The following is a 12,510-nucleotide window of genomic DNA, read 5'->3' as shown; positions in this document are numbered from 1 at the left end:
TGAGGTGAGCGCCAGCGTGTGGGCTCCCCTCCCCCTTGCGGGGAGGGGTTGGGGAAGGGGGTCCACTCGGGCGGTCCCGATGCGGCCACCCCTCTCCCTAACCCTCTCCCGCAAGGGGAGAGGGAACCCTGTCACTGCCGTTGTGTCGCCGAAGGTGGTCACGCCGCCTTCGAAGCTGCGGCGAGCGAGGCGAAGGTCTTGCCCTCATCGGCGAGCTTCTTGAGCAGCGGCGCCGGCTCGAGCGAGGGATCGTTGGTCTCCTTGGCATAGAAGGCCAGACGATCGGCGATGTGCTTGAGGCCGACGGTGTCGGCCCAGAACATCGGCCCGCCGCGATAGATCGGCCAGCCATAGCCATAGAGCCAGACCACGTCGATGTCCGACGGCCGCGCCGCGATGCCCTCGGCGAGGATCTTCGCGCCTTCGTTGATCATCGGGTACATCATGCGCTCGAGGATCTCGTCGTCGCTGACGACGCGCTTCTTGCGGCCAAGGCGCAACAGCGTCTCGTCGATCAGCTTCTCGACCTCCGGATCGGGCAGCGCCGCGCGCGAGCCCGGCTCATACTTGTAATAGCCCTTGCCGGTCTTCTGGCCGAAACGGCCTGCTTCGCACAGCGCGTCCGCGATCTCCGACTTGATGCCGCGGTCCTTGCGCGAGCGCCAGCCGATATCGAGACCGGCGAGATCGCCCATTGCGAACGGACCCATCGGCATGCCGAACTTGGTGACGACCGCGTCGACCTGCTGGGGCAGGGCGCCTTCGAACAGCAGCTTCTCGGACTGCTTGCCGCGCTGCGCCAGCATGCGATTGCCGACGAAGCCGTCGCAGACGCCGACCACCGCCGGCACCTTGGCGATCTTGCGCGCGATCGAGACGGCGGTGACCAGCGCATCCGGCGCGGTCTTGTCGGCGCGCACGATCTCGCACAGCTTCATGACGTTGGCCGGCGAGAAGAAGTGCATGCCGAGCACGTCCTGCGGACGCCTGGTCGCCTTCGCGATCTCGTCGATGTTGAGATAGGAGGTGTTGGAGGCCAGCACCGCGCCCGGCTTGGCGTACTGATCGAGCTTGCCGAACACTTCCTTCTTGACCGCCATGGTCTCGAACACCGCCTCGATCACGAGATCGGCGTCACCTACGTTCTCGATGCCGACGACGCCGTTGATCAGCGCCATGCGCTTGGCGGGCGCATCCGCCGGGATGCCACCGCGCGCGGCGGTCGCCTCGTAGTTCTTCTGCATGATGCCCATGCCGCGCTTGAGCTGCTCCTCGCCGGTCTCGATCAGGGTGACCGGGATGCCGGCATTGGCGAACGACATCGCGATGCCGCCGCCCATGGTGCCGGCGCCGAGGATGGCGACGCGCGCCACGTTGCGGCCCTTGGTGCCCTCGGGGACACCGGAGATCTTGGCGGCTTCTCGCTCGGCGAAGAAGGCGTAGCGCTGCGCCTTGGACTGGTCGCTCGAGACCAGCTTCAGGAAGCCCTCACGCTCCTTCTTCAGGCCTTCGTCGAACGGCAGGTCGATCGCGGCGCCGACGGCGTCGGCGGCGGCGAACGGCGCCTCGAGGCCGCGTGACTTCTTGGTCATCGCAGCGACCGCATTGGTGAAGATCGAACGGTCGGCCTTGGCCGCGGCGAGCTTGCTGTCGTCATCGCGCAGCTTGCGCAGCGGACGCTTCTCGGCGACCACCTTGCGCGCAAATGCCTCGCCGCCCGATGCCGGACCTTCGACTATCTCCTCGATCAGGCCGGCCTTCAACGCCGCGTCGGCACCGATCGGATCGCCGCCGACGATCATCTTGACCGCGAGTTCGGGACCGACCGCACGCGGCAGGCGCTGGGTGCCGCCGGCGCCCGGCAGCAGGCCAAGCTTCACCTCGGGCAGACCGAGCTTGGCGTCCTTGGTGGCGACGCGGTAGTGACAGGCGAGTGCAACCTCGAGACCACCGCCGAGCGCGGTGCCATGGATCGCGGCAACGATTGGCTTCGGCGAGCTTTCCATCAGGCTCAGCACGTCGGCGAGCCCGGGCGGCTTCGGCGGCTTGCCGAATTCGGTGATGTCGGCGCCGGCGATGAAGGTGCGGCCGGCGCAGGTCAGCACGATGCCCTGAACCTGAGCGTCATCGATCGCGCTCTTGATGCAATCGAAGATGCCGCCGCGCACGGCAGCGCTCAGCGCATTCACGGGCGGACTGTTAACCGTAACGACGGCAATGTTGTCATGACGTTCGAGCTTGACGACTTCACTCACCGGGACTCTCCCTGGATGCTTGTTTTGTGTTGAGTAGCTGCACGACTTGCGTTGAGCCGCTACGTTTGGACCAATTTCGCACTGCGAAATTTAATTCCACATCTTGACACGGAGGGTTATTTTGAAGCACGAGCCTTGTCAACGAGCATGACAAGGTCAGGGAATGAAGCGCGCCAGCAAGAAAGCAGCGACCGATCGCAATTTCGTCGTCGCGCTTTCCCGCGGACTGGACGTCCTGCGTGCATTTCAGCCCAATGACGGGCTGCTCGGCAATCAGGAGATTGCCGCCCGCACCAAACTACCGAAGCCGACCATTTCCCGGCTGACCTACACGCTGACCAAGCTGGGATACCTTACACCCGTACCGAAGTTCGAGAAGTACCAGCTTGCGCCATCCGCCATGGCACTCGGCTATGCCGCGCTCGCCAATCTCGGCGTTCGGCATTTGTCCGAACCTTATCGAGAAGAAGTGATGCGCGCGACCGGCGGGGCCGTTGCCGTCGGTGGCCGCGACCGCATCAGCATGATTTACTTCGGCCAGAGCCGGAACGGCCTGACGCTTGGCGTGCAACTCGACGTTGGCTCACGGATACCGATCGCAACTACGGCGATGGGACGTGCCTATATTTGGGCATTGCCACCTGAAGACCGAGCCGCATTGTTGCGCGAGCTGCGAGATCACTATGGCAGCCGCTGGGCCAAGATCCGCGACGGCATCGAGCGCTCCGGCGAGACGGTGGCGAAGCACGGCTTCGCCATGTCTGCCGGCGACTGGCAGAATGACGTCGCCGCGGTCGGCGTTGCATTGAGATTGAACGACGGGACCGGTCCCTATGCCTTCAATTGCGGCGCGCCGGCATTCCGTTTCACGGAAGATCGATTACTCAACGACATTGGACCTCGTCTTGTGGCGATGGTAAGAAACATCGAGCAGGCGCTCGGTGGAATGGCGCCGCAATCCAAAAAAGAACAAAGCAAAAAGACCAGAGTAGGAGGGAAATTTGCACGTTTGGCCGAGGGGATCAGATAGCCTCCGTCGCGTCCGGCGAAGCACATCGCAGGGCCGCTCGCACCGCTCGAAGACGGCGGGCGAGACGAGATGACGCAGGCACAGCTCGCGCAGGGGAATGATCCCTTGCTCGCGGTTCGCGACGTCAGCGTCGTGTTCGGCGGCATCATCGCACTGAATGGCGTGTCGTTCGACATGCGCCATGGACAGATTCTCGGACTGATCGGGCCGAACGGCGCCGGCAAGACGACGCTGTTCAATTGCCTGTCGCGGCTCTATCAGCCGTCGTCCGGCGACATCCTGATGGAAGGCAAGAGCATCCTGTCGCGGCCGCCGCACCGGATCGCCGAGATCGGCATCGGCCGCACCTTCCAGAACGTCGCGCTGTTTCCCAATCTGTCCGTGATCGACAATGTGCGCGTCGGCGCGCATGCGCGCACCTCGAGCGACATCGTCAGCGACTCGCTGCGCCTCGCCTGGGTCCGCCGCGGCGAGAACGACATGAACAAGAAGGTGCACGACATCCTCGGCTATCTCGATCTCGAGGACGTCGCCCACACCGTGGTCTCCGGGCTTCCCTTCGGCACCCAGAAGCGCGTCGAACTGGCGCGCGCTTTGGCCGCGGATCCGAAGATCCTGCTGCTCGACGAGCCGGCCGGCGGCCTCAATCACGAGGAAGTCCACGTGCTCGGCGACCTGATCCGCAAAATCCGCGACGACCGTAAAATTACGGTTCTGCTGGTCGAGCATCACATGGGTCTCGTGATGTCGATCGCCGACCACGTCGTCGCGCTCAATTTCGGCCGCAAGCTGGCCGAAGGCACGCCGGCCCAGGTCCAGGCCGACCCTGATGTCATCAAGGCCTATCTGGGGAGCAAGGACCAATGACAACGATGCTCAACGTCAAGGACCTGCGCGCCTATTATGGCCAGGTCCAGGCCCTGCACGGACTCTCCTTCCAGCTCAACGAAGGCTCGCTGACCACCCTGCTCGGCGCCAACGGCGCCGGCAAGACCACCACGCTGCGGGCGATCTGCAACATGGTGCGCTCGACCGGCGCAATCGAGTTCGAGGGCAAGCCGATCGGCACGCGCTCGACCGAAAACGTGGTCCGCCTCGGCATCGCCCATGTGCCGCAGGGCCGCGGCACCTTCACCACCATGACGGTGGAAGAGAACCTGCAGCTCGGTGCCATCAGCCGCTCCGACAAGAAGGCGATCGGCTCCGACATCGAGCGGATGTACGATCATTTCCCGGTGCTCAAGCAGCGCTACACCCAGCAGGCCGGCACGCTATCCGGCGGCGAGCAGCAGATGCTCGCGGTGGCGCGCGCGCTGATGCTGCGGCCGCGCCTGATGCTGCTCGACGAACCGTCATTCGGCCTCGCGCCGCTGATCGTGCGCGACCTGTTCCGCATCCTCGGCAAGATCAATCGCGAGGAAAAAGTGACCATCCTGGTGGTCGAGCAGAACGCGCAGCTCGCGCTCGAGCTCGCCGACCAGGCCTATGTGATCGAAACCGGACGGATCGTGATGTCGGGCAATGCCAAGGACATCGCGAACAATGAAGACGTCCGCAAATCCTATCTCGGCTACTGAGGAGCTGGCACGATGGAGCTTTTTGCCAACCAGGTCCTGGCCGGCATCGCCACCGGCGCGATCTATGCCTGCATGGCGCTCGCGGTGGTCATGATCTACCAGGCCATCGACCATCTGAATTTCGCCCAGGGCGAAATGGCGATGTTCTCGACCTTCATCTCCTGGCAGCTGATGCAGTGGGGCGTCCCGTATTGGGGCGCGTTCGTGCTGACGCTGGCGTTCTCGTTCGCCGCCGGCATTCTGATCGAGCGGCTGTTGTTCAAGCCGCTGGCCAAGGCACCGATCCTGACCAATGTCGCCGGCTTCATCGCACTCTACGCGATCATCAACTCGGTCGCCGGCCTGATCTGGGACTTCACCATCAAGCAATATCCGACGCCGTTCGGCTCCTCACCGTTCCTCGGCAGCCAGCTGATCTCGACCCACCAGGCCGGCATGATCGGGGTCACCATCCTGCTCCTAATCCTGCTGTTCTTTTTCTTCCGCTACACGCGGGTGGGCCTGGCGATGCGGGCCGCGGCCTCGCTGCCTGAATCGGCGCGGCTGGTCGGCATCAACACCTCCTGGATGATCGCGCTGGGCTGGGGCATGGCGTCTGCGATCGGCGCGATCGCCGGCATGCTGATCGCACCGGTGGTGTTCCTCGAACCCAACATGATGCTGGGCGTGCTGATCTACGGATTCGCGTCGGCGGTGCTCGGGGGGCTCACCAGCCCGTTCGGCGCCGTGGTCGGCGGCTTCCTGGTCGGCATCTTCGAGAACCTCGTCGGCACCTACATCCCCGGTGTCGGCAACGAATTGAAACTTCCGATCGCGCTTGCGCTGATCATCGTCGTCCTGGTCGTCAAACCGGCAGGCCTGTTCGGCCGGCCCATCGTGAAGCGAGTTTGATCATGAGCGCCGTTGAAGACATCGTCACTGAAGCCCCCGCCGTCGAGGCCGTTCCCAAGCGTGCCATGACGCTGGGCTACGGCACCTCGCTGGTCGTGCTCGCCGCGCTCATCATCATCCCGCTGTTCGTGAAGAACTTCATCATCTTCCAGATGACGATGGTTCTGATCTACGCCCTTGCGGTGCTGGCGCTCAACATCCTGACCGGCGGCTCGGGACAATTCTCGCTCGGCCAGAGCGCGTTTTACGCCGTCGGCGCCTATACCTCGGCGATCCTGATGGAGCATGCGGGCATGAACTATGCCCTGACGCTGCCGATCGCCGGCATCGTCTGCTTCGGCTTCGGCTTCCTGTTCGGCCAGCCGGCACTGCGGCTAAGCGGCGTCTATCTGGCGCTCGCGACCTTCGCGCTCGCCACCGCCATGCCACAGCTGTTGAAGCTCGGCTATTTCGAGCACTGGACCGGCGGCGTGCAGGGCCTCGTGGTGACGAAGCCGGACGCGCCGTTCGGCCTGCCGCTGTCGCAGGACATGTGGCTGTATTACTTCACCCTGGCGGTCGGGATCGCGATCTACGTCGCCTCGGTCAACCTGCTGCGCTCGCGGTCCGGCCGCGCCTTCATGGCGATCCGGGACAACGAGATCGCGGCCTCCGCGATGGGCGTCGACGTCGCGCTGTACAAGACGCTGGCGTTCGGCGTCTCGGCCGGCATCACCGGCGTTGCCGGCGGCCTCGGCGCCATCGCGGTGCAGTTCGTCGCGCCCGACGGCTACACGATCCAGCTTGCGATCTCGCTGTTCCTCGGCATGGTGGTCGGCGGCGTCGGCTGGCTGCCCGGCTCGATCGTGGGAAGCGCCTTCATCATCTTCGTGCCCAACATCGCGGAGGGCATTTCGAAGGGCCTCTCCGGCGCGGTGTTCGGCGTGCTGCTGTTCCTCGTCATCTTCCTCGTGCCGCACGGCGCCAGGCAGGTTGCGATCATTGCCCAGCAACTGGCCGCAAAGCTCAAGAACAACTAGGAGCATGATCCGGAAAAGTGCGAAGCGGTTTTCCGAAAAGATCATGCTCAAACAAGAAACCAAAGCGCGATGACAATTCAGTCAGATTTGATCGCGCTTTGGGAACCTATAGAAGCAAACCAGGAGATATTATGCTTTCTACGTTAAGGATCGCCGCGATTTCCGCGGCGATCGTCGCTGTTGCTGCGACGTCCACTGCCGCATTCGCCCAAAAGAAATACGACACCGGCGCAAGCGATACAGAGATCAAGGTCGGCAACATCATCCCCTATTCGGGACCGGCCTCCGCCTATGGCGTGATCGGCAAGACTGAAGAAGCCTACTTCAAGATGATCAACGATCGCGGCGGCATCAACGGCCGCAAGGTCAATTTCGTCAGCTATGACGACGCCTATTCGCCGCCGAAGGCGGTCGAGCAGGTGCGCAAGCTGGTCGAGAGCGACGAGGTGCTGCTCGTCTTTAACCCGCTCGGCACGCCGTCCAACACCGCGATCCAGAAATACTTGAACTCCAAGAAGATCCCGCAGCTGTTCGTCGCGACCGGCGCCACCAAGTGGAACGACCCGAAGAACTTCCCGTGGACCATGGGCTGGCAGCCGAGCTACCAGAGCGAAGCGCAGATCTACGCCAAGTGGCTGATGAAGGAGAAGCCCGACGCCAAGGTCGCGATCCTCTATCAGAACGACGACTTCGGCAAAGACTACCTCAAGGGCACCAAGGACGGTTTTGGCGCCAAGGCAGGCTCCAGCATCATCATGGAGGAGAGCTATGAGGTGTCCGAGCCGTCGATCGACGGCCACATCGTCAAGGTCAAGGCCGCCAATCCGGATGTGCTGCTGATCTACACCACGCCGAAGTTCGGCGCGCAGACCATCAAGAAGACCGCCGAACTCGGCTGGAAGCCGCTGCAGATCATCACCAACGTGTCGGCCTCGGTCGGCAGCGTGATGCAGCCGGCCGGCTTCGACAACGCGCAGGGCGTGCTGTCGGCGGCCTATGCCAAGGACGGTGCCGACTCGCAGTGGAACAACGACCCCGGCATGAAGAAGTGGGCCGAGTTTCTCGACAAGTACATGCCGGGCGCCGACAAGACCGACGGCGGCTACGTCTACGGCTATGGTGCCGCTCAGACGCTCGCCAAGGTGCTGGAAATGTGCGGCGACGATCTTACCCGCGCCAACATCATGAAGCAGGCGGCGAGCCTGAAGGACTTTACGCCGGATACCCTGTTGCCCGGTGTCAAGATCAACACCTCGGCCACCGACTTCGCCCCGATCGCCCAGCTGCAGATGCAGCGCTTCAAGGGGCAGAAATGGGAACAGTTCGGTGAGATCATTTCCGGCGACGTCCCGTCCGAGTAACGTTGCACTGCAGAAATAAAACAACACGCCTCCGCGACATCAGTCGCGGGGGCTTTTTGTTGACGCCCTGCGCCGATGGTATTGAATACTCCAAATTAAGAACCCGAGTGGGGGAACCATGACTGCCGTACGCCCGTCCCTGACGGCGCTCTTGTCCGCATTCGCTCTGATCCTGACGAGCTGCAATGCCGCGCTGGCGCAGAAGAAATACGACACCGGGGCCAGCGACACCGAGATCAAGATCGGCAACATCATGCCCTACAGCGGTCCCGCCTCGGCCTATGGGGTGATCGGCAGGACCGAGGCGGCCTACTTCAAGATGATCAACCAGTCCGGCGGCATCAACGGCCGCAAGATCACGTTCATCTCCTACGATGACGGCTACTCGCCGCCCAAGACGGTGGAGCAGGCACGCAAGCTGGTCGAGGACGACGAGGTGCTGCTGCTGTTCGGCTCGGTCGGCACCGCAGGCAACGCGGCGATCCGGAAATACATGAACGAGAAGCAGGTGCCGCAGCTGTTCATCGCCTCCGGCGCCTCCAAGTGGAACGACCCCAGGAACTATCCATGGACCATGGGCTGGCAGCCGTCCTACCAGGACGAGGCGCGGGTCTATGCAAAATACATCATGAAGCACAAGCCCGATGCCAAGGTTGCCGTGCTCTACCAGAATGACGATTTCGGCAAGGACTACCTCAAGGGCCTGAAGGACGCCTTCGGCGACAAGGCTTCGATGATCGTCGCCGAGGAGACTTACGAAACCTCCGAACCCACGATCGACAATCACATCGTCAAGCTGAAAGCCGCCGGTGCCGACACCTTCATCAGCATCACGTCGCCGAAATTCGCGGCGCAGGCGATCAAGAAGGCCGCCGAGATCGCGTGGACGCCCTTGCAATTCGTCGCCAACGTCTCGGCCTCGGTCGGCGGCGTGATGCAGCCGGCGGGCTTCGAAAATTCGCAGGGCATCCTGTCGGCGTCCTACCTCAAGGACGGCGCCGATCCGCAATGGGACAAGGATCCCGGCATGGAGAGATTCCTTGCCTTCCTCAAGAAGGATTATCCCGACGCCAACAAGCTCGACGGTGCCACCTCCTACGGTTACGCCGCCGCACAGACCATGGCGCGGGTGCTGGAGATGTGCGGCGACGATCTCACCCGTGCCAACATCATGAAGCAGGCCGCGAGCCTGAAGGATTATGTCCCCGGCACGCTGCTGCCGGGCATCAGCATCAACACCTCGGCCACCGACTTCGCGCCGATCAAGCAACTGCGCTTGATGCGGTTCAAGGGCGAGAAGTGGGAGCTGTTCGGCGATATCATTTCGAGCAATCTGAGCAACTAGGACTGCACACGACCTCGACGCCAAACGCTTGGCGTGTATCGCGAGGCGCTTCCGCGGCGCGGGCTTCGGTCGCAATCCGTTCGACTAAATAACGCCCCCCGGCGGTGTCGCCGGGGGGGCTCTCTGTTGCTGCCACCTAACGAAAGGTATTCAATGCCGCAAGGAGCCGCGAAGTGCTCTCATTCCAAAAATCGTGACACATTCACCGTGATCCAAGGGAGATCAAAATGCCTGCTATCCATTTGCGATTGGGGGCCCTTTCGGCTGCCCTCGCATTGCTCGCGGCGACCGCGAGCCCCTCCGTTGCGCAGAAGAAATATGACACCGGCGCCAGCGACACCGAGATCAAGATCGGCAACATCATGCCCTACAGCGGGGCGGCTTCCGCCTATGGCGTGATCGGCAAGACCGAGGAGGCCTATTTCCGCAAGATCAACGCCGAGGGCGGCATCAACGGTCGCAAGATCACCTTCATCAGCTACGACGACGGCTACACGCCTCCGAAGACCGTCGAGCAGGCGCGCAAGCTGGTCGAGAGCGACGAGGTGCTGCTCATCTTCAATTCGCTCGGCACGCCACCGAACTCGGCGATCCAGAAATACATGAACCAGAAGAAGGTGCCGCAGCTGTTCGTCGCCACCGGCGCCACCAAATGGAACGACCCGAGGGAATTCCCCTGGACCATGGGCTGGCAGCCCAACTACCAGAGCGAGTCGATCATCTATGCGAAGTACATCCTGAAGAACAAGCCGGACGCCAAGATCGCGGTGCTCTACCAGAACGACGACTACGGCAAGGACTATCTGAAGGGCTTCAAGGACGGGCTCGGCTCCAAGGCTGCGTCCATGATCGTCGCCGAGGACAGCTACGAGGTGACGGAGCCGACCATCGATTCCCACATCGTCAGGCTCAAGTCCTCCGGCGCCGACGTGTTCTTCAACATCACGACGCCGAAATTTGCGGCGCAGGCAATCAAGAAGAACAACGAACTCGGCTGGAAGCCGCTGCATTTCCTCAACAACGTCTCCTCGTCGATCGGCAGCGTGATCAAGCCGGCAGGATTCGAGAACGCCCAGGACATCATCTCGTCGCAGTATCTGAAGGATCCGACCGATCCGCAGTGGAAGACCGACAAGGCAATGATCGCCTGGAACGAATTCCTGGACAAGTACTATCCGGAAGCCAACCGCGCCGACGCGTCCGTGATGTACGCTTACATCGTCAGCCAGGGCCTTGTGCACGTGCTGAAGGCCTGCGGCGACAATCTGACGCGCGAGAACGTCATGAAGCAGGCGGCCAGCATTCGCGATTACGAGCCCGGCGGTCTGTTGCCCGGCGTCAAGGTCAACACCTCGGCGACCGATTTCGCGCCGCTTTCGCAACTGCAACTGATGCGGTTCAAGGGCGAGACTTGGGAGCGCTTCGGCGAAGTCTTGAGCGCCGACGTCGGCGGCTAGCCCGAAATTGCCGACTAAAGAGGCGGCCCCTGCGGTGTTTTCGCAGGGGCTTTTCATTGAGACCGACCGCCTGAAATGATAAGCACTGCAGCCAACCAGAAGAGCCCTCGAAACAAGGGGGCCGTGACACATCAGTCTGATAACAGGGAGAGAGACAACAATGTCCGCTACCACCAAACTTGCGGTCCTCGGGGCCGCGGTCGCGCTTGTCGCCGCATCCGGCAGCGCCGCACTTGCCCAGAAGAAATACGATACCGGCGCCAGCGATACCGAGATCAAGATCGGCAACATCATGCCCTATAGCGGACCGGCATCCGCCTACGGCATCATCGGCCGCACCGAGGCCGCCTATTTCAAGAAGATCAACGACGCCGGCGGCATCAACGGCCGCAAGATCAACTTCATCTCCTACGATGACGCCTACTCGCCGCCGAAGGCCGTGGAGCAGGCCCGCAAGCTGGTCGAAAGCGACGAGGTGCTGCTGATCTTCAACTCGCTGGGCACGCCGTCGAACTCGGCGATCCAGAAATACATGAACTCCAAGAAGGTGCCGCAGCTGTTCGTCGCCACCGGCGCCACCAAGTGGAACGACCCCAAGGACTTTCCCTGGACCATGGGCTGGCAGCCCAACTACCAGAGCGAGACCCAGATCTACGCAAAGTACATCCTGAAGAACATGCCGAATGCCAAGATCGCGGTGCTGTTCCAGAATGACGATTACGGCAAGGACTATCTGAAGGGCCTGAAGGACGGTCTCGGCCAGAAGGCCGCCAGCATGATCGTCGCCGAAGAGAGCTTCGAGACCTCCGAGCCCACCATCGACAACCACATCGTCAAGCTGAAGGCCACCAACGCCGACGTCTTCATCGACATCGCGACGCCGAAATTCGCGGCGCAGGCGATCAAGAAGGTCGCCGAGGTCGGCTGGAAGCCGACGCACTTCCTCAACAACGTGTCGGCCTCGGTCGGCAGCGTGATCAGGCCGGCCGGCTACGACAACGCCCAGGGCATCATCTCCGCCGCCTATCTGAAGGACGCTTCCGACAAGCAGTGGGACAACGATCCCGGCATGAAGGAGTTCTACGCCTTCATGGCCAAGGACTTCCCCGAAGGCGACAAGCTCGACGGCGGCACCGTAACCGGCTACGGCGTGGCCCAGACCCTGGTTCAGGTGCTCAAGCAGTGCGGCGACAACCTCACGCGTGAGAACATCATGAAGCAGGCCGCGAACCTGAAGGACTTCCGCACCGAAGTGCTGCTGCCCGGCATCAAGATCAACACCGCCCCGAACGATTTCGCGCCAATCAGCCAGTTGCAGCTGATGAAGTTCAAGGGCGAGAAATGGGAACTGTTCGGTGACATCATCAGCGCCGACGTCGGCGGCTGATTTCCCGCCAGCGGTCGACCGGCAATGGCCCCCTGCGCTACCGTCGCAGGGGGCTTTTCATTAGCCATGGTGCCTGCTCGCAGGCCGGCCTGGACGATGCCTGCTTACACTTTGTCCGGCAATGCGCTAGGAAAACCGGCAAGAAACCGAAGAGAAACCGGCGCCCCTGCGCGCCGGCAACAACAAGG

Annotated in this window: 10 protein-coding genes; 9 read left to right on the top strand and 1 reads right to left on the bottom strand. The window is 62.4% G+C overall.

Features of this window, described 5'->3' with window-relative positions; all coding sequences use genetic code 11:
* Positions 1-158: 158 nt before the first annotated feature.
* Positions 159-2,255: a 3-hydroxyacyl-CoA dehydrogenase NAD-binding domain-containing protein gene (locus tag ABIB78_RS11075; protein WP_429024274.1), complete on the bottom strand. Its 2,097-nt coding sequence runs from the start codon at positions 2,253-2,255 to the stop codon at positions 159-161.
* Positions 2,256-2,418: 163 nt separating this feature from the next.
* On the opposite strand from ABIB78_RS11075, the gene ABIB78_RS11070 reads away from it, so the two are divergent.
* The 9 genes from ABIB78_RS11070 (at position 2,419) to ABIB78_RS11030 (ending at position 12,322) form a co-directional block, all read left to right on the top strand.
* Positions 2,419-3,285 carry an IclR family transcriptional regulator gene (locus tag ABIB78_RS11070; protein ID WP_429024273.1) on the top strand — a complete coding sequence of 289 codons (867 nt, stop codon included), beginning with the start codon at positions 2,419-2,421 and terminating at the stop codon, positions 3,283-3,285.
* A 69-nt stretch (positions 3,286-3,354) separates the two neighbouring features.
* Complete coding sequence (locus ABIB78_RS11065; RefSeq protein ID WP_429024272.1) at positions 3,355-4,152, top strand: ABC transporter ATP-binding protein; 798 nt, start codon at positions 3,355-3,357, stop codon at positions 4,150-4,152.
* Positions 4,149-4,862, top strand: coding sequence for an ABC transporter ATP-binding protein (locus tag ABIB78_RS11060; RefSeq protein ID WP_429024271.1), 714 nt, complete (start codon positions 4,149-4,151; stop codon positions 4,860-4,862). The genes ABIB78_RS11065 and ABIB78_RS11060 overlap by 4 nt, the downstream gene beginning before the upstream one ends.
* A gap of 12 nt (positions 4,863-4,874) precedes the next feature.
* Positions 4,875-5,753 carry a branched-chain amino acid ABC transporter permease gene (locus tag ABIB78_RS11055; protein ID WP_429024270.1) on the top strand — a complete coding sequence of 293 codons (879 nt, stop codon included), beginning with the start codon at positions 4,875-4,877 and terminating at the stop codon, positions 5,751-5,753.
* A gap of 2 nt (positions 5,754-5,755) precedes the next feature.
* Entirely contained in the window at positions 5,756-6,772 is a 1,017-nt protein-coding gene (locus ABIB78_RS11050) for a branched-chain amino acid ABC transporter permease (protein WP_429024269.1), read from the top strand.
* Positions 6,773-6,903: 131 nt separating this feature from the next.
* Entirely contained in the window at positions 6,904-8,133 is a 1,230-nt protein-coding gene (locus ABIB78_RS11045; RefSeq protein ID WP_429024268.1) for an ABC transporter substrate-binding protein, read from the top strand.
* Between the two features lie 118 nt (positions 8,134-8,251).
* Complete coding sequence (locus ABIB78_RS11040) at positions 8,252-9,478, top strand: ABC transporter substrate-binding protein (protein WP_429024267.1); 1,227 nt, start codon at positions 8,252-8,254, stop codon at positions 9,476-9,478.
* Positions 9,479-9,705: 227 nt separating this feature from the next.
* The gene (locus ABIB78_RS11035; RefSeq protein ID WP_429024266.1) at positions 9,706-10,935 is read left to right on the top strand and encodes an ABC transporter substrate-binding protein; all 1,230 of its coding nucleotides are present in this window, start codon (positions 9,706-9,708) and stop codon (positions 10,933-10,935) included.
* Between the two features lie 160 nt (positions 10,936-11,095).
* Positions 11,096-12,322 carry an ABC transporter substrate-binding protein gene (locus ABIB78_RS11030; protein ID WP_429024265.1) on the top strand — a complete coding sequence of 409 codons (1,227 nt, stop codon included), beginning with the start codon at positions 11,096-11,098 and terminating at the stop codon, positions 12,320-12,322.
* Positions 12,323-12,510: the final 188 nt, after the last annotated feature.

Origin of the sequence: Bradyrhizobium sp. I1.14.4 (assembly GCF_050435825.1) — a bacterium.
In the GTDB taxonomy this organism is placed as follows: Bacteria; Pseudomonadota; Alphaproteobacteria; order Rhizobiales; family Xanthobacteraceae; genus Bradyrhizobium.
Note: the sequence above shows the minus strand (reverse complement) of the source record. Positions and strands in the feature narration are given on the sequence as shown.

Excerpts from the sequence above, each read along its gene's own strand:
- ABIB78_RS11065 (WP_429024272.1), top strand. The coding sequence starts at position 3,355 with ATGACGCAGGCACAGCTCGCGCAGGGGAATGATCCCTTGCTCGCGGTT.
- ABIB78_RS11040 (WP_429024267.1), top strand. The coding sequence starts at position 8,252 with ATGACTGCCGTACGCCCGTCCCTGACGGCGCTCTTGTCCGCATTCGCT.
- ABIB78_RS11035 (WP_429024266.1), top strand. The coding sequence starts at position 9,706 with ATGCCTGCTATCCATTTGCGATTGGGGGCCCTTTCGGCTGCCCTCGCA.
- ABIB78_RS11060 (WP_429024271.1), top strand. The coding sequence starts at position 4,149 with ATGACAACGATGCTCAACGTCAAGGACCTGCGCGCCTATTATGGCCAG.
- ABIB78_RS11070 (WP_429024273.1), top strand. The coding sequence starts at position 2,419 with ATGAAGCGCGCCAGCAAGAAAGCAGCGACCGATCGCAATTTCGTCGTC.
- ABIB78_RS11055 (WP_429024270.1), top strand. The coding sequence starts at position 4,875 with ATGGAGCTTTTTGCCAACCAGGTCCTGGCCGGCATCGCCACCGGCGCG.
- ABIB78_RS11050 (WP_429024269.1), top strand. The coding sequence starts at position 5,756 with ATGAGCGCCGTTGAAGACATCGTCACTGAAGCCCCCGCCGTCGAGGCC.
- ABIB78_RS11030 (WP_429024265.1), top strand. The coding sequence starts at position 11,096 with ATGTCCGCTACCACCAAACTTGCGGTCCTCGGGGCCGCGGTCGCGCTT.
- ABIB78_RS11045 (WP_429024268.1), top strand. The coding sequence starts at position 6,904 with ATGCTTTCTACGTTAAGGATCGCCGCGATTTCCGCGGCGATCGTCGCT.